This is a genomic window from Streptococcus sp. HMSC076C09, from assembly GCF_001837905.1.
In the GTDB taxonomy this organism is placed as follows: domain Bacteria; phylum Bacillota; class Bacilli; order Lactobacillales; family Streptococcaceae; genus Streptococcus; species Streptococcus parasanguinis_I.
Window position 1 is genome coordinate 46712 of record NZ_KV834640.1, and the last position, 16844, is coordinate 63555.

Annotated in this window: 15 protein-coding genes; all 15 read right to left on the bottom strand. The window is 44.1% G+C overall.

Annotation, left to right across the window (positions count from 1 at the left end; translation table 11 throughout):
- Nucleotides 1-39: 39 nt before the first annotated feature.
- Nucleotides 40-624, bottom strand: a complete 585-nt coding sequence (rpoE, locus tag HMPREF2704_RS04115; protein WP_049507302.1) for a DNA-directed RNA polymerase subunit delta — start codon at nt 622-624, stop codon at nt 40-42.
- Between the two features lie 225 nt (nt 625-849).
- Complete coding sequence (gene tig, locus HMPREF2704_RS04120) at nt 850-2133, bottom strand: trigger factor (protein ID WP_003004508.1); 1284 nt, start codon at nt 2131-2133, stop codon at nt 850-852.
- A gap of 128 nt (nt 2134-2261) precedes the next feature.
- Entirely contained in the window at nt 2262-2825 is a 564-nt protein-coding gene (locus HMPREF2704_RS04125; protein ID WP_024055267.1) for a TIGR01440 family protein, read from the bottom strand.
- Nucleotides 2826-2828: 3 nt separating this feature from the next.
- On the bottom strand, nt 2829-3299 hold the full coding sequence (locus HMPREF2704_RS04130) for an ECF transporter S component (protein WP_003010175.1): 471 nt from the start codon (nt 3297-3299) through the stop codon (nt 2829-2831).
- The gene (locus HMPREF2704_RS04135; protein WP_049507303.1) at nt 3289-4050 is read right to left on the bottom strand and encodes a bifunctional hydroxymethylpyrimidine kinase/phosphomethylpyrimidine kinase; all 762 of its coding nucleotides are present in this window, start codon (nt 4048-4050) and stop codon (nt 3289-3291) included. Before HMPREF2704_RS04135 ends, HMPREF2704_RS04130 begins: the two co-directional genes overlap by 11 nt.
- Nucleotides 4043-4789 carry a tRNA pseudouridine(38-40) synthase TruA gene (gene truA, locus HMPREF2704_RS04140; protein ID WP_070845755.1) on the bottom strand — a complete coding sequence of 249 codons (747 nt, stop codon included), beginning with the start codon at nt 4787-4789 and terminating at the stop codon, nt 4043-4045. Before truA ends, HMPREF2704_RS04135 begins: the two co-directional genes overlap by 8 nt.
- Before the next feature lie 289 nt (nt 4790-5078).
- Nucleotides 5079-8615 carry a family 20 glycosylhydrolase gene (locus HMPREF2704_RS04145; RefSeq protein ID WP_070845757.1) on the bottom strand — a complete coding sequence of 1179 codons (3537 nt, stop codon included), beginning with the start codon at nt 8613-8615 and terminating at the stop codon, nt 5079-5081.
- 161 nt (nt 8616-8776) lie between these two features.
- The gene (dnaJ, locus tag HMPREF2704_RS04150; protein ID WP_003004734.1) at nt 8777-9910 is read right to left on the bottom strand and encodes a molecular chaperone DnaJ; all 1134 of its coding nucleotides are present in this window, start codon (nt 9908-9910) and stop codon (nt 8777-8779) included.
- 266 nt (nt 9911-10176) lie between these two features.
- Nucleotides 10177-10809, bottom strand: coding sequence for a DJ-1/PfpI family protein (locus HMPREF2704_RS04155; protein WP_021154446.1), 633 nt, complete (start codon nt 10807-10809; stop codon nt 10177-10179).
- 191 nt (nt 10810-11000) lie between these two features.
- A complete protein-coding gene (gene dnaK, locus HMPREF2704_RS04160; RefSeq protein ID WP_021154445.1) occupies nt 11001-12824 on the bottom strand; it encodes a molecular chaperone DnaK in 1824 nt (607 codons plus the stop codon).
- A gap of 242 nt (nt 12825-13066) precedes the next feature.
- The gene (gene grpE / locus HMPREF2704_RS04165; protein ID WP_301362588.1) at nt 13067-13591 is read right to left on the bottom strand and encodes a nucleotide exchange factor GrpE; all 525 of its coding nucleotides are present in this window, start codon (nt 13589-13591) and stop codon (nt 13067-13069) included.
- A 24-nt stretch (nt 13592-13615) separates the two neighbouring features.
- On the bottom strand, nt 13616-14650 hold the full coding sequence (hrcA, locus tag HMPREF2704_RS04170; RefSeq protein WP_024056389.1) for a heat-inducible transcriptional repressor HrcA: 1035 nt from the start codon (nt 14648-14650) through the stop codon (nt 13616-13618).
- Nucleotides 14651-14819: 169 nt separating this feature from the next.
- Nucleotides 14820-15599: a M15 family metallopeptidase gene (locus tag HMPREF2704_RS04175; protein WP_301362586.1), complete on the bottom strand. Its 780-nt coding sequence runs from the start codon at nt 15597-15599 to the stop codon at nt 14820-14822.
- Nucleotides 15583-16284, bottom strand: a complete 702-nt coding sequence (locus tag HMPREF2704_RS04180) for a histidine phosphatase family protein (protein ID WP_024056387.1) — start codon at nt 16282-16284, stop codon at nt 15583-15585. The genes HMPREF2704_RS04175 and HMPREF2704_RS04180 overlap by 17 nt, the downstream gene beginning before the upstream one ends.
- Before the next feature lie 123 nt (nt 16285-16407).
- On the bottom strand, nt 16408-16844 hold a 437-nt coding region (locus HMPREF2704_RS04185), incomplete at its 5' end, for a histidine phosphatase family protein (protein WP_141760636.1).

Consider the following 16844-nt stretch of genomic DNA (forward strand, 5'->3'; position numbering starts at 1 on the left):
TGAGAGGCTAGGACTTTTGTCCCAGCCTCTTCTTATGATTTATTCTTCTTCCTCGTCTTCAGAATCCTCTTCTTCGTCGTCTTCTTCGCTTAATTCAACTTCCTCACCCAAATCATCTGGTACGATTTCATTGATTTCAGCATCGTAAGCTTCGACTTCACTCTTTTCATCGTCTGGATTTTCTTCATCATATGAAAGAGCTGGATCTGCTTCGTAAACTTCTTCGTCTTCTGGATCGTCGTCGTTGTAGTCGATCGCATCTTCGTCTCCATCCATAAAGGCATTGACACGTTTTTTCTTCCGTTTCTTAGGAGTTTCATCTTCGTCTGTTTCTTCAAGAGCGATGATTTCTTCGTCAACTTCATCGATGGCATACCATGAACGAAGACCCCATTTGTTATCTCCAAGTGGGATAAAGCTTCCATCTACATTCAATTCTGTATAGAACAATGGAAGAGCTTCACGGATCTCGATGTTTGATTTTTCAAGGTAAATTTGAATTTCATTTACAAGATCGCTAAAGTACATTTCATGGTCACGTCCGCGTAATTCCAAAATCGCACGCGCCACTTCAATCATAGAAAGTTCACTTTTTTCTTGTCCAGCAAATACTTCTAATTCCAAGGGTAAATCTCCTTATGTTTCATTTCCTAAATGGAGAAGGATCCGGTCTTAAACCTCATCCTATCCTCAATGATAGATTGAAAACTTCTCGCCACTAAATCTATCACGCATTTTATCGTTACACTCTATTGTACGATAAATTTCCCCTTTCGTCAAAGGAAAATTCCAGGATTCTCCATGAAATCAAAAAAAGAAGAGCCTCACGGCTCTTCTTTTTTATCTCAATTATTTTACTTTTGCTGTGCTTGTGATCACGTTCACTGCTTTCTTCACTGTGATGTCATGTTTCAACATTTCTGGTGAAAGAAGGTTGCGAACTTGTTCAACTGGCATGTTGTAATCTGCTGCCAATTGTTCGATTTCAGCGTTGATTTCTTCTTCAGTTGCTTCGAAGCCTTCTGCTTTCGCTACTGCTTCAACCACAAGGTTTGTCTTCGTACGGCTTTCAGCTTCTGCTTCGTATTGTTTGTGAAGATCTTCTTGAGTTGTTCCAGTGATTTGGAAGTACATTTCAGGTGAGATACCTTGACGTTGCATGTTTCCAAGGAACTCGTTGATTGAACGGTGTACTTCTTCGTGGATCATTTCTTCTGGAAGGTCAACGATTTCAGCGTTTTCAACTGCAAGATCGATTGCTGCTGCTTCTACTGCATCGTTGTATGCTTCTTCTTTAGCTGCTGCCAATTCTTTGCGGTATTTTTCTTTCAATTCGTCAAGAGTTTCAACTTCTTCGTCGATGTCTTTTGCCAATTCATCGTCAAGAGCTGGTACTTCTTTTGCTTTTACTTCGTGGATAGTTGTCACGAATTTCGCTTCTTTACCTGCAAGGTCAGCTGCTTGGTAGTCTTCTGGGAAGGTTACAATCACATCAACTGTTTCACCAGCAGAGTGTCCAACCAATTGGTCTTCGAAACCTGGGATGAATTGACCTGAACCAAGTCCAAGTGAGAAGTTGTCACCTTTACCACCGTCGAATTCAACACCGTCGATAGAACCTACGAAGTCGATCACAACTGTGTCACCTTCTGCTGCAGCACCTTCTTTAACAACCAATTCAGCCAAGTTGTTGCGTTCGCGTTCGATACGAGCATCCACATCAGCGTCTGTTACTTCTTTAGAAACTTCTACTGATACTTCAAGGTCTTTGTAAGCACCCAATTTTACTTCAGGTTTTGTTACAACAGCTGCTGTCAATGTCCAGTCTTGACCTTTTTCCATAGATACAACATCGAAAGTTGGTTGTGCTACCACTTCGATTCCAGCTTCTTTAACAGCTGCTTCATATGCTGCTGGAAGAAGATCGTTCAAAGCATCTTGGTAAAGAGCTTCTTCACCGAAACGTTGGTTGAAGATTGGACGTGGAATATGACCTTTACGGAATCCAGGTACGTTCAAAGTTTTCTTAACTGACTCAAACACACGGTCCAAAGCAGGTTTGATTTGCTCTTGGCTGATTGTGAAAGTCAATACACCGTGGTTAGTTTCTTTGTTTTCAAATGATACAGACATTCTGTCTCTCCTTAAAATAATATAGTCATTCCTTATAATTTTACCACAAAACTTTGAAATTGCAAGTTTTAAAACGTTTTTGCCTCTCTTTTCATCCAAAAAAACTAGCCGTTTAAAGCTAGTTCTGATTATGATTTTCGGATGGGATCATCGAGGTAGAGAGCACGGGCACCGCCGATCAATTTTGGCCGACTGGCGAGGGCTGTGACATGGGCTCCACCTAGTTCACGCAAGATAGGGCGAATTGGAACTTGCACGTGTTTGACGTGCATCCCCACCGAGGTATCTCCGATGTCTAACCCCGCTTGAGCTGTGATAAATTCCACTTCAACAGGATCCTTAAAATACTTGAAAGCTGCGAGTTGTCCAGCACCTCCTGCATGGAGACTCGGAAGGACATTGACGATTTCTAACTCCTTTTTATCTGCCAATTCTCTTTCGACCACCAAGGCGCGATTGAGATGCTCACATCCTTGCACTGCCAGATAAATCCCTCTTGGATTCAACTCATCTAGCAAGGTCTGGACAATAGCTTCGGCAAGGTCGATGTTGGAGGCTTTTCCAATTTGCCCTCCTGCAACTTCACTTGAAGACATCCCGAGGACTAGAATCTGTCCTTGGCGGAGACGGCTTTTTTCCAAGACATCTACCAGGATTTCTTTTGTATCCTTCTTCAGTTGCTCCAGATCCATGAATTAGCTTCCTTTCTTTTGAAATGCATAATAGACCACATAGCCTAAAGCCATTCCAACAAAATTCTGAGCGAGGTTGTTCGGAATGTCCGAGATAGCAGCACCCCAGCCATTGCCTAAAAAGAGAGCGGAAGCTAGTGCGTAACCGCCTACCATGACGACTGTCGCAAGGAGCAAGCCTAGGTAACGAGCTTTTCCCTTGAAGCCAGCGAAATAGCCTTGTCCCCCGTGAAAGAGGAGGCTAAAAAACATCCACTGAGGATAGCCTGAAATCAGGTCAAGTAGGAAGGCTCCGACACCACCTACAATAGCACCTTCCTTGCGCCCAAAATAGAAGGCTGTGAAATACACTCCAAGATCTAGCAGGGTGACGATCCCTGTAGGAGTTGGAAGTTTGGTATAGTAGCCAAGTACAACTGTCAAGGCTGTCAAAATAGAGAGGCGGGCAATGAGTTGAGTTCGATTAGATGTCATACTGTACTACTCCATACTGGTCTGAATGTTGAATCGCTTGGAAAACAAAGTCTTTAGAGGCTTTAACAGCTTCAAGTGGAGATTTCCCTTGCACCAACTGGCTGGAAATGCTAGACGCAAAGGTACAACCAGCTCCTGTATTGTTCTTTTCTAAGACTGGCTCTTCAATGACGGTGAAGTCTGTCCCATCATAAAAGACATCAATGGCCTTTTCTTTATTGAGACGATTGCCTCCTTTGACCACGACATTCGCTGCGCCTAATTCGTGGAGCTTGCGCGCTGCCTCCTTCATATCGTCGAGCGATTGAATCTTGCTTTGGGTTAAGATCTCAGCTTCTGGTAAGTTTGGCGTGATGATGGTCACATAAGGGAAGAACTTAATCAATTCGTCTCGAAGAGCTGAAACTTCTACATCATGACTTTCCTTGCAGACCAAGACAGGATCTAGTACCACAGGAATCTCCGCATGGGCTTTGACATAGTCCAAAGCCAAGTCTGCCACTTCAACATTTGGCAAAAGGCCGAGTTTAATAGCAGAAAAAGGAACATCCTTGAGAGAGTTGAGCTGTTGAGCAAAGGTCGTCGGATCCACCGGAATCACTTCAAAACCGTGCTCCGTCATAGCGGTCAAACAAGTCACCGCTACAAAGCCATGCTGTTTGTTAGTCGTATAAGTTGCAAGGTCTGCGTGAAGACCTCCCCCACTAAAAATATCATTTCCTGAAATAGCTAGAATCAATTCATTACTCATAACGGATCTCCTTTAAATATAAGCCATTTGGCGCTGCTGTAGGACCTGCTAGATTGCGGTCCTTCTTTTCTAAAATTAGATCGATCTGCTCGATCGGCATCCGATCATTTCCAATCTTCAACAAAGTTCCCACCATATTGCGGATTTGCTTGTAGAGAAAGCCATTGCCCGAAAAGGTAAAGACAAGGCGATGATGTTCTGCATCCTCGACCAAGCGAGCCTCTGTAATCGTACGAACCTTATCTTCCACGCTGGTTCCTGAAGCTGTGAAACCGGTGAAATCATGGGTTCCCTCCAACTTTTGGATGGCTGCTTGCATCTTTTCCACATCCAAAGGATAAGGATAGTGGGTGGCATAGTGGCGCATCATGGGGTTCTTGGGACGACCATAATCCACGATAAATTCATAGGTCTTGCTGTGCTTCTTGTAGCGTGAGTGAAAGTCAGCCACTACTTGCTCCACTCGGATGAAATCAATATCCTCTGGGATTTGGGTATCGAGGGCAAAGCGGAGCTTTTCCTCATCCCGCGCTTGGGGGAGATCAAAATGAATCACCTGCCCAAGAGCATGGACACCTGAATCCGTCCGCCCCGCTCCATGAACGGTAACAGGGGTTCCTTGATTGAGACGCGTCAAGGTCTTCTCGATTTCCTCTTGCACACTACGGGCATGCGGTTGGCGTTGAAACCCTGCAAACAAGGTCCCGTCATATGAAATGGTTGCTTTGTATCGTGTCATGTTTTTATTTTAGCAGGATATAGAAGGGGTTACAAGAGTGAAAAAACAAAACTGTCCGGGTACAGTTTTACAAACACAAAAAGAAGCTGGGACAAAAGTCCTAGCCTCTCAATTATTTTTGGATTGTCGAACAAGACGCAGTGGTTGAGTGGGCTCTACTACGCTGATTTCATCAGCTTTTACAGCCCTACTCAACTGTGCGGAGGTGGGACGACGAAATCGAATTCTAACGAATTACCGATTTCTGTCCCACTCTCCTAACTTCGACCTGTTACAAATCAACTAGGTCTCAGTCTCTTTTTTTATTTTTCAAGTCCATTCCTGCTGCTCCTAAGATCGCTCCTAGTAAAGCGAGTCCCAGAGCAGATTCCACTCCTGTTTCTGGGAGTTGCTTGTTAGAAGATACTGCTTCTGAACGAACCTCTTTTTCCACAGCTGCTGGAATTGGCGTTGGGGTATTTACTGGTGCTACTGGTTGATCTTTCGAGATCACTTGAGGTGTTGAATGATCTGGAACCACTTTGTTTACGAGCAAGTCTGATTTCACTGGTGCTTCTACGGAAGGGCTTGTTGGGATCACGACTTCTTTGATACCGACTTCAACAATTTCTGCAACCGGCTCTGTGGCAACTTCTGTAGCGATCACTTTTCGACTTTGATCAAGTGCCGAAACCTCTACATACTCAAGACCTTGCCCTTTAACTCCAGTCTGGATCACTCTGCGTTCTCCTTTAGCGAGATCTGGATTGGTCCGTTCCACAAGGTCAAAATCAAGTTCTTTTTCTACGATTTCAAGACTTGGTTTGTCTTCCACTAGGGCTTTGACGTCATTTTCAGCCAAGCTACCCACTTGTGTAATTGGCTTAAGCCCCGCAAGGGCTTGGGTCAGAGCAGCCACTTCTTGATCCACCTGATCTTGATGAGCACGGCTCACATTCCAATTCAAGCTATCTAAGACTTTCGCAAGGGCTGCGCGAGATTCTGGTGTGTAAATAGCTAGATCTGTTGGCACCGTAGCAACTGCTTTTCTAAGAGCAGTGAAGTCTGCCTTGAAATAGTCCTTGTTGTGGTTGGCAAAAGCTTCCATGACCTGGAAGACTTCTTCTTCCTTGTATTCATTGGCCGGTTCATCTGCCCAGATTCCCAACATACTTCCGGACACCGGTAATTTCACATCAGGGTATTTGGTTGAAGCTAATTGTTCAAATGGAATAGTTTCTGAATGTTGGATAGCTTTATCGAGTGGATAGCTTTGATCTCCCCTGTGACCCAAAACATAGTACCAGTCTCCGTTGGTATTGAGGAATTTGTAGCCCTTGTCTGCTAAATACTGCGGTGACGCGAGGTTATAGCCCCACCATCCTTTAGACCAGTATGAAATCAAGACATCCTTGTCAAAGGCAACATCATCTTCATCTCCATAATAGAAGCCATCGTTAAAGGCCATTGGCTGCAAGCCTTTTTCACGCGCCATAGCTGCAAGACTATTGGAATACTCCGCAAATTTACCATAGAGGTCATACCACTTGAGGTAGTACCAGCCTTGCGCACTGGTAGCGTCGTTGGCATATTCATCTGTTCCATAGTTAAAGATCTTAGACTTGTCTTTGAAGTAGTCCATGTACTTGCCAATCAAGGCTTTGGTAAAGTTAACTGCTGCCTCATTGGTCAAATCCATGGTTGTTTTTGAAACAGTATCAAAGCTAGCTCGTGGGTTTTCTATACCCAATTTTTCCATGGCCACCAACAAGGCATCCATGTGTCCAGGACTATTGACTGCTGCAATTAAGCCGATTCCTTTAGCAGTAGCATAAGCATGGAGCTCATCCATTTCCGCTTGGGTCAAGGCTTGCCCATTTGGATCATCATAATAAGCCTTGGTACCTTCTAAAATGGCCTTTTTCACATCGTCACTAGCATAGGTTTTACCATTGGATTCCACCGTCATATCATCGAGTACGAAGCGCATACCATCATTTCCGACCAGGAGGTGCAAGTCAGAATACCCCAGCTCACTGGCCTTATCGACGATCCGTTTCAACTGATCCAGCGAGAAGTATTTGCGACCTGCATCAATCGAGATGACCTTCTTCATGGCAAGTTTTTCTGCTGCTTCTTTTGCAGCAACTTCTTTCGCATAGCTTTCTGTGTATACCAAAGCATCTTGAGCTGCTTTGAGATGATCGATCAAGGTTTTGGCCTCTGCTCGAGTCGTGTCTGCCCCTACCCCTTCTAAAGCTTTTTTAGCTGCCGTAAAGGCTACTAGCGATTCTGGTGTATAGTGGTCCAAATCAGTTGGGGCTTCCGTAAGAGCCTTTTCGACCACTTCAGGATCTGCTACAAAGTAGTCCGCATTCTTGTCCGCGAAGGCATGCATCAGCTTAAAGAGAAGGTCTTTTTTGTAGGTTGCGGATGGTGTATCTGCCCAGGCAGCTACCATCCCACCGATGAAGGGCACCTTAGCCTCATCATTCTTTTGAACGACATCAATTGCTGACTTGGAAATTCCTTCGAGACCTTGATCAAGATTGTACCAACCAGATCCAGCCTTGTCACGACCAAGGACATAGTACCAAGCATCATTGGTGTTAAGAATTTGATGGCCTAGTTCAGACAAAAGTTTTGAAGAAGCGACATCATAGCCGTTCCAACCACCTGTCCAGTAGGATACAATGATATCCTTGTCAAAAGTGCCATAGGAAGTATCACCATTGTAGTAGATTCCGTCATTAAAGGCCATTGGTTTCATCTTATGTTTTTTCACAATAGCCGCTAGATCATTGGCGTATTGGATGAATTTTTCATAGCCTTTTTCCGGGTACCCTTCACCCGGCCAATGCTTGCTGGCTTGGAGAACCTGCCAACCATGGGCATCTGTGGCATCATTGGCATACTCATCCAAACCGATGTTAAAGATGTCGGTTTTGCCGCTGAAATAAGCCGCATACTTGTCTACCAAAGCCTTGGTAAAGTCTAAGGCTTTTTGGTTGTCCAAATCAACGGTCCGAGCTGATTTCTTTGTACCAAAATAATTAAAGTGAGGGTTTTCGATCCCCAATTGTTCCATGGCTGTCAGAATCGCATCCATGTGACCTGGACTATTTATGGTTGGGATGACGCCTACTTTCTTCGATTTGGCGTAGGCCAAAATATCATCCATTTGAGCCTGGGTCAAGGCTGTTCCGTTCGGATCATCGTAATAAGCCTTCGTCCCTTTTTCAACCGCATCCGTCACGGCTTGGCTAGAATAAGAAGCATCTCCCACTTTCAAGGACATGTCATCCAAAACAAAGCGTAAGCCGTCATTTCCGACTAGGAGATGCAAGTCTGTATAGCCAGTCTTACTAGCTTCATCAATGATTTCCTTGATCTGGTCTGGTGAGAAGTACTTGCGACCAGCATCGATCGAAACAATCTTTTTCTTGGCTAATTTTTCTTCTTGCTCAGGATCTTTAGCAGGTGTTTCCGTCGCTGCTGTCGTTGGTTGAGCTGCCACATCCGACTCTGCGACCGAGCTCGCTTCTTCGCGAATCAAACGGTCAAGATCTGATACCCGCAGTTCACGATCAGGCAGTGTCGGTTGACTTTGATCGACGATTGGGGCAGGAGCCGTTGTTTTTTCTACTACTGGCTGAGAAGCTTCCTCGTTTAGGGAACTAGTCGACTCACCCTCGCTTGGCTGAGTTGGTACTGTCGTTGCAGGACTGTCAGTAGTCGTTGGTGTATCAGCAGCTACAACCTGAGCGCTAGCAAAAAATCCTATGAGCACTGAAGCCGCTCCTACCGCGTACTTGCGAATCGCATAACGTGGTTGATGTGATTTCATCAGGACCTCCTAAATTGTCTTTGTAATCGTTTTCTTAAATTTACCACGATATCTTAATAAATTCAATGAGGGTCCTCATTATTCTTTAATTAGGAGAGGAAGTTCTTGGATTCGATCCAAAATAAAACGAGCCCCTTACTCAAAAGGAAACTCGTTCATTCTTATAAATCATCTAAAGCATCTTTGACCTTGTCAAAGAACCCTTTTTTCTTTGGGTTGACCTTCAAATCACTTGCTTCCGCAAAGGCTTGAAGGGCTTCTTTTTGCTTGTCATTTAAACCAGTTGGGGTGACGACATTGACAGATACATATTGATCCCCCATAGCACCACCTCGTAAGCTTGGAGCCCCTTTTCCACGGAGGCGGAATTTCTTACCGGTTTGGGTTCCTTCAGGAATGACCAAATCGACATCTCCGTGAACGGTTGGCACATGGACCGTATCTCCAAGAGCTGCTTGGACAAAGTTCAGGTCTAACTTGTAGTAGATGGTTGAGCCATCTCGTTCGAAGCGATCGCTCGGCTCAACATTGACAACGACATACAAGTCACCATAAGGTCCACCGTTAAAGCCAGCTTCTCCTTGACCAGCTAAGCGGATTTGTTGACCTGTTTCAACTCCTGCAGGAATCTTGACATTCACGCTATGAGCTTGTTTTTCATGACCTGTTCCACGACAAGTCGTACATGGATCTTTGATTTCTTGACCACGACCATGACATACATCACAGGTCACTTGACGGCGCATCATCCCAAGAGGGGTTTGCGTATCCACATTGATGACTCCAGAACCATGACAGCGTCCACAGGTCACCGGACTAGTCCCTGGCTTAGCTCCAGAACCATGACAGGTATGACAGCTAGCTTCCCGATGGTACTTGACTTCTTTTTCCGCACCAAAAATCGCTTCTTCAAACTTGAGATTGACGCGGTATTGGAGGTCATCCCCTTGACGAGGAGCATTCGGATTACGGCTTGCACCACCACCAAAGAAGCTAGAGAAGATGTCTTCAAAGCCACCAAAACCAGCACCATCAAAGCCACCAAAACCACCTGCTCCGCCACCGAAGCCACCATTGGCACCCGCAGCACCATATTGGTCATAAGCAGCCCGTTTTTGTTCGTCACTCAAAGTCTCATAAGCTTCTTGAACTTCCTTGTACTTTTCCTCAGCACCAGGCTCCTTGTTGATATCTGGGTGATATTTTTTAGATAATTTCCGATAGGCTTTCTTGATCTCATCTTGAGATGCATTCTTTGAAACGCCCAAACGGTCATAAAATTCAGTATTGTTCATACAAGATACTAAGAGCGAACAGAAAGCGACTGAAATTTAGGAAACCGACAAGAAATCCTGATTTCTTAGGCGGTTTATCCAATTTCCAAGCTTTCCGCTCGGGTTCAATTCCCCGAACACTCTTTGTTCCTTTCTATTGATGTTGTGAATCAAACCACGATTTAGGTCGGGTTCAATTCCTTTCTTTCATTTTGAGTAAGAATTTATGGAACCCGTGTTCAGTTACGAACACTCTTTGTTCCTTTCTATAATTTTCATGTACATCTTTAGAGGGTGTTTTCTATACTTCGCTTCACTTGATCAAACTCTTGGTCTGATAGAGTAAATATCAAATCCTCTTCTGAGTAGTCGTTTCGTTCTTTAAAATAGTTGTCCGTATTCTCTGCCAAGCCTAAACTTAGAATCACTTTTCTTGCAAACTCTTGATGGGCAAAACCGATAGCCGTAATGATCTGTTTATCTTGCACAACCACTTTCGGTTGGAAATTCTCACGTGGAAGAAATTCAAAATAATCAAAGAAGTTTTGCCAAATTCCACCTGTAAATTTCGTATCGTTCAGCAAACCTGCTTTCGCTAATAAAAGAGGCGCTGAAGAAATGGCTGCAATGAGGATATCTTGCTCACCAAGGTCCTTCAAGAACGAAATCAATTTCTCATCCTGTAAGGCAGGCCCTATATTGACCATTCCTGGCAAAATCACACAAGAATACTCTTCTATACAGATTTGATCCAGTGTTTTGGTCGGTTGACAGAGCAAGCCATCCTCAGAGACCACCATCGAATGATCTGAAGCGACATAATCAATCGTGACGTCAAAAGACAGAGCTAAAGTACTCGTTAAAGCAGTTATCTCATAAAGAGAAAAATTAGGATAAATCAAACAAAGTACTTTTTTCATAGGCAACATCCTCTATTTTACCGAAAAACAGAGGCTGGGTTGCAACCTCTGGATTTCTTTTTATCATTTAGTTGTTAAGCTGAATTGAGCACGCCCTAACCTCTTGGTGAAAAAGATAAATCTTCCTAGAAACTAAAGTTCCTGCGTCAGATTTCCTATTTTCACTGTGAGGTTTTAACGGGCTTTGCATCTTACTTTTCAGTAAACTCTCCGTCTACGACGTCATCGCCTGCGTTGCCTGATGCTTGTGCTCCTTCAGCTCCTGCTTGTGCTTGTTGTGCTGCTGCAGCTTGTTCGTAAAGTTTAACAGCCAATGCTTGTGCTTTTTCGTTCAAGGCTTCAAGTTTTGCTTTCATTTCTTCAAGGTTACCTGATTCTTGAGCTTTCTTAAGATCATCAAGTCCTGCTTGAGCTGCGTCACGTTCTGCATCAAAGCCTTTGCCTTCAGTTTCTTTGATGGTCTTTTCAGTCGCAAAGATAGCTTGGTCTACTTCGTTACGAAGGTCAACTTCTTCTTTACGTTTCTTATCTGCTTCAGCGTTAGCTTCTGCATCTTTCATCATGCGGTCGATTTCTTCATCTGTCAAACCTGAGTTTGATTGGATAACGATTGTTTGTTCTTTTTGAGTTCCAAGATCTTTCGCTTTAACAGATACGATACCGTTCTTGTCGATGTCAAATGTAACTTCGATTTGTGGGATACCACGAGGTGCAGCTGGGATATCAGTCAATTGGAAGCGTCCAAGAGTCTTGTTATCTGCTGCCATTGGGCGTTCCCCTTGAAGAACGTGGATATCAACGGCTGGTTGGTTATCTGCTGCAGTTGAGAAGACTTGTGATTTAGAAGTTGGAATTGTAGTGTTGCGGTCGATGAGTTTTGTGAAGACTCCACCCATTGTTTCGATACCAAGTGACAATGGAGTTACGTCAAGAAGGACAACGTCTTTGACGTCACCAGTGATCACACCACCTTGGATCGCAGCACCCATAGCCACAACTTCGTCAGGGTTCACTGATTTGTTTGGTTCTTTACCAGTTTCAGCTTTAACAGCTTCTACAACGGCAGGAATACGAGTTGAACCACCGACAAGGATGACTTCGTCGATATCTGACAAGCTCAAACCTGCATCTGAAAGGGCTTGGCGAACTGGAGTTTTCGTACGTTCTACAAGGTCACGAGTCAAATCATCGAATTTCGCACGAGTCAAGGTCATTTCCAAGTGAAGAGGACCAGCAGCGCCTGCAGTGATGAACGGCAAGCTGATTTGTGTTGAAGTCACACCAGAAAGGTCTTTCTTCGCTTTTTCAGCTGCGTCTTTCAAACGTTGAAGCGCCATCTTGTCTGTTGACAAGTCGATACCATTTTCTTTCTTGAATTCTTCAACCATGTAGTCGATGATTTTTTGGTCAAAGTCGTCACCACCGAGTTTATTATCCCCTGCAGTTGCCAATACATCAAAGACACCATCACCCAATTCAAGGATAGAAACGTCGAATGTACCACCACCAAGGTCGAATACCAAGATTTTTTCTTCTTTATCAGTCTTATCCAAACCATAAGCAAGAGCTGCTGCTGTTGGTTCGTTGACAATACGTTCTACTTCAAGACCAGCGATTTTACCAGCGTCTTTAGTTGCTTGACGTTGTGCATCGTTAAAGTAAGCTGGAACGGTGATAACTGCTTTGGTTACTTTTTCACCAAGGTAGTCTTCAGCGTAACCTTTCAAGTATTGAAGAATCATAGCTGAGATTTCTTGTGGAGTGTATTCTTTACCGTTAGCAGAAACTTTTTCAGAAGTACCCATTTTAGATTTGATAGAGATCACTGTATCTGGGTTTGTTACTGCTTGACGTTTTGCTGCGTCACCAACGATGATTTCACCGTTTTTGAATGAAACTACAGATGGAGTTGTGCGGTTACCTTCTGGGTTTGCGATAATTTTTGATTCAGTTCCTTCAAGAACTGCTACTGCTGAGTTTGTTGTACCTAAGTCAATACCGATAATTTTAGACATATGTTTTTCTCCTCGTTATTTTTTCTCTTTTTTTCTTTTTGATACTCTTCTTAAGTGGCGACGCCGTCAGAGCTTGACTTCGTCAATCTCTTTGACTAAACTTTGAGCCTAAGGTCTCAAAGTTTGCGAAGATACCGCCACGGCGAAGAGTATCGCCTTTGGTTCGCTTCGCTCACTATTGGCAAAGCCAAACCAATGTTAATCTTTCTTTCATAGTTTAGTGTCGTTTCGGACAAGGTAGCCTAGTTATATACTACTACCATGGCTGGGCGTAGGATGCGGTCATGGAGTTTGTAGCCTTTTTGGAAGACTTGTGCGATGGTATCTGCTGGATGTTCATCATCTGCAGGTAAGGTTTGGATGGCCATGTGGTAGTTATGGTCAAAGGCTCCGTCCGCTGGAATTTCTTCAATTCCTTCTTCTTTCAGAGCATGTACCAAACTTTCTTGGACCATTTCCAAGCCCTTCTTCACATCATCTGTCAATCCTTCTACGGCAAGGGCACGTTCGAGGTTGTCCAGTGATGGTAAGATCGCTTTTGCCAAATCTTGGCTACGGTATTTTTGTAATTGTTGACGTTCTTCATTGGCACGGCGCTGAATGTTTTGCATTTCTGCATGAGCACGAAGGTATTTATTTTCAAATTCTTCGGCACGCGCATGTGCTTCTTCTAACTCAGAAGGTTGGTTGGACTCCTCTACAACTTCTTCAGTTGTTTGGGCAACTTCCTCTTCTTTCACGTCTTCTTTTTTGATATCTTCTGTCAAGGCATACACCCCTTTCATTTGATCTTAATTTACTTCATAATGGTTGCTGTTGAGGTAACGGTAGTAATCCGTCAACTTCATGACCAGTACTCGGCCGATAACGTTGACCAGACTAATCACACGCCTGTAATCCATCTCTACAGGACCGATCACATGCATGAGGGCCATCCCACGATAAGGAACCAGGAACCTGTGACTAATGACCGTCACATTTTTCAAGGCCTTCTCTTGGGATTCTGCAACCAGGATCTGGGTCATTTGGTCTTCTGGCATTCCCCCTCGCAACTCGAGAGCTACATGTTGGGGATTATCTAAGAACTGATAGGTCTGAAGATCGGCGTAGGTTAAGGATGAAATCTTTCCTTCTACAAAAACCAGTTCTTGAAACAGTTGCGAGAAGACGTAATCAAAGAGATCCAGCACATTGTCTGTCGTCTTGAAATAGCGCTGTACAATCTGTGGAATCTCTGTCCGCAGGCGGTAGTGAATATCCAAGACTGTATTTCCAATGAAACGCTCTTGAATCAGCTGATGGAAGATTTCCAAGTCACTGGTTAAGAAATTCTTTGGAATGGCAAACTGGACGGTGACAGGCTTTGATTCATCCAAGGTCAGAACTGCCAAAGCATCGTGGTTGGATAATGGAACAATCTCAAAACCAGTCAAGCGCTGACGTGTCGGTTCAACATCCTGAATCACTGCGGTATAACCCGTCATCTGGGCTAGTAACTTGGCCGTAGCATCCAAGATATCATCTAACTTAAAGGCTTCGAAATCAAAGGCTTTCACCACCTGGTAAACATCTTGTTCATCAATCAGCTCTAGATCCAGCGAGTTCTGAACAAAATATTGAAAACCAGCTCGGCTAGGCATTCGGCCACTCGAAGTGTGGGCCTTTTCTAGTAAGCCTTGTTTTTCGAGGGCAGCCATGTCGTTTCGAATAGTCGCACTACTGGATTGAATCACATCTTGTAGCGCTTTTGAACCGACTGGTTCGTGGGTCTTGGTAAAGATATCGACAACAAGATTGAGAATCTCATTTTGACGTTCTGTAACCATGACCTCACCTCTCTTTCATTTTTTAGCACTCTAAACACCAAAGTGCTAAACCATGATTCTATTATACACCCATCCAAAAGAAAGTCAAGAGAAAAATCCAAAAAATTAGCACTCTTTTTTCAAGAGTGCTAAAAATCATTCTGAAGACCTAGAAAAAGTGAATCTCCTCCTATTTTCCAGCCTTTTTCAATAGTTGAATATATTCTTCCAATACTAGCTGATGGTTGGCCATATACTGGGCATTTTCTACGCCAACATAACGGAAATGCCAATTTTCAAAATTCACACCTGTGATGTTGCTCTTCCCATCTGGGTAGCGAAGGACAAAGCCATATTGCGGTGCGATGGCAGCCAGCTGCAAGCCCAACTCATCACTTTGACCAGCTTCGACACTCATATCGATCGCAAGCCCCGTCTGGTGTTCACTAGCACCAGGAACCTGTACCTGGGTCTGTACCTGCTTTTCAGCTTCTTCGTGCGAAAGACCACTGGCCTCTAATTGCGCAACACGCTCATTATAGAGCTCTGTTTGTTCCGCCACGCTTCGATAACCCGATATCAAGGTTTCTTCTGGGGCAATTTTTCGAGCCGCCTCTAGAAATTGACGAGTTGGCTCTACAATCCGACTATCCACTTTGATAGCATCCACATCTGTCAATTGTGGGTTCAACTCTGGCTTCACATTGTCACGATTAACCAAGATCAACTGCCAGTCTTTTGTCGAAACAGCTGGTAAATCTGATTTTTCTTTCTTTTTCTTAGAAGAAGAGGGAGTCGTTACAGCTGTTTTTTTTGCCTTCCAAAACTGAAGCCCTGAAAACAAGCTCGGCTTCGCTAAGTAAGCACCAATTCCTGATCCAAGGACCACAAGAAGAAAGAAACTCAATAGGTAGGGCCACCGTTTCTTACGTTTTTTTCTTGCGCGTCTATACTTATTTGTCATGGCCATCCTCTAAGAGTTTCGCTCCAACCTTACGATAGGACATGTCTCCAATCTTTTCAATCTGAAAGGCGCCATCCTCATAGGCCAAAACAGTTACACTTCCGTTGTCCAAGACCAATTCTTCGACAGCTTTCGGATCGATGAGATAAATCAAGGTCGTAATGGTCATGCCGTGGCTGACAACAATCGCATTCCCACCGCCAGCTGCTTCTACCTCTTTTGCAATAGCTTCAAATCCTTCTAAGATTCGGCCACTCAAGGCGCTCCAGGATTCAGCCCAACCCGTGGTATCCACTTCAACGATCCCTTCTGCCAACTCCATTAAACTCAACCGATGGAAATCATCGACCTTAAAGACACGGGGTAGAACCCCCATAAAGAGCTCGCCATCATAGGCACCGTCGAAGCTACCAAAACACCACTCGCGGATCCGTTTGTCATAACGATAAGGGATTTTTCCTGTCAGACCAAGTTCTTGAAGAATAATTCCCATAGTTTGAATGGTGCGTCCAGAATCACTCGAAACAGCCTCTTCAAAAGAAAGCCCAGCTTCCTTGAGACCAAGTCCTAATTCTCGAATTCCACGTTCTCCTGCTTCTGTCAGCGGAGTGTCTGACCAGCCCTGTGCTCGTCCAATGGTATTAAACATGGTTTTTCCATGACGAGCAATATATAATCTGGTTTTTGTCATTGTATTACCTCCGTATGTATCTCTTTCATTATATCATTTTTTGCAAAAAGAAAGTAGGAAAGCTCTTACAAGTTTTTTGAAAAAGAAAAGGCTATGACCAAAGGGTCAGCCTTTCAGGACGGACTAGGATTCTTGCAAGCTTTCACCGACCTCACGGTAACTGCTATCTCCAATCCCCTTAACCGTCAATACTCCATCTTCGTATTCTACAAGGGTAACACTACCGTTTGAAAGAGGCAGATTAAGATTTGGTTTTCCTTCGATCAAGCAGACCAGGGTCTGAATGGTCCAACTATGGCTGACCACCAAGGCATTGCCTCCACCATTTTCTTCTACTTCTTTGGCAATGGCTTCAAAACCTTCTAGGATTCGGTTTTTCAAGACTTCCCATGGTTCAGCCCAATTTGCTGTGTCCACTTGGCAAATTCCATTGGCCAAGTTTTCCAAGGTCAAAGTCTTATAGTCTTCTACATCCAGCACGCGCGGCACGACACCGTGAAAGAGTTCCCCACCGTAGGCCCCATCAAAGCTACCAAAACACCACTCGCGGATCCGTTTGT

What these genes read in the sequence shown, in the direction of transcription:
- tig (WP_003004508.1), bottom strand. Translation starts at nt 2,133, where the DNA reads ATGTCTGTATCATTTGAAAACAAAGAAACTAACCACGGTGTATTGACT.
- HMPREF2704_RS04125 (WP_024055267.1), bottom strand. Translation starts at nt 2,825, where the DNA reads ATGGATCTGGAGCAACTGAAGAAGGATACAAAAGAAATCCTGGTAGAT.
- HMPREF2704_RS04130 (WP_003010175.1), bottom strand. Translation starts at nt 3,299, where the DNA reads ATGACATCTAATCGAACTCAACTCATTGCCCGCCTCTCTATTTTGACA.
- HMPREF2704_RS04135 (WP_049507303.1), bottom strand. Translation starts at nt 4,050, where the DNA reads ATGAGTAATGAATTGATTCTAGCTATTTCAGGAAATGATATTTTTAGT.
- truA (WP_070845755.1), bottom strand. Translation starts at nt 4,789, where the DNA reads ATGACACGATACAAAGCAACCATTTCATATGACGGGACCTTGTTTGCA.
- HMPREF2704_RS04145 (WP_070845757.1), bottom strand. Translation starts at nt 8,615, where the DNA reads ATGAAATCACATCAACCACGTTATGCGATTCGCAAGTACGCGGTAGGA.
- dnaJ (WP_003004734.1), bottom strand. Translation starts at nt 9,910, where the DNA reads ATGAACAATACTGAATTTTATGACCGTTTGGGCGTTTCAAAGAATGCA.
- HMPREF2704_RS04155 (WP_021154446.1), bottom strand. Translation starts at nt 10,809, where the DNA reads ATGAAAAAAGTACTTTGTTTGATTTATCCTAATTTTTCTCTTTATGAG.
- dnaK (WP_021154445.1), bottom strand. Translation starts at nt 12,824, where the DNA reads ATGTCTAAAATTATCGGTATTGACTTAGGTACAACAAACTCAGCAGTA.
- hrcA (WP_024056389.1), bottom strand. Translation starts at nt 14,650, where the DNA reads ATGGTTACAGAACGTCAAAATGAGATTCTCAATCTTGTTGTCGATATC.
- HMPREF2704_RS04175 (WP_301362586.1), bottom strand. Translation starts at nt 15,599, where the DNA reads ATGGCCATGACAAATAAGTATAGACGCGCAAGAAAAAAACGTAAGAAA.
- HMPREF2704_RS04180 (WP_024056387.1), bottom strand. Translation starts at nt 16,284, where the DNA reads ATGACAAAAACCAGATTATATATTGCTCGTCATGGAAAAACCATGTTT.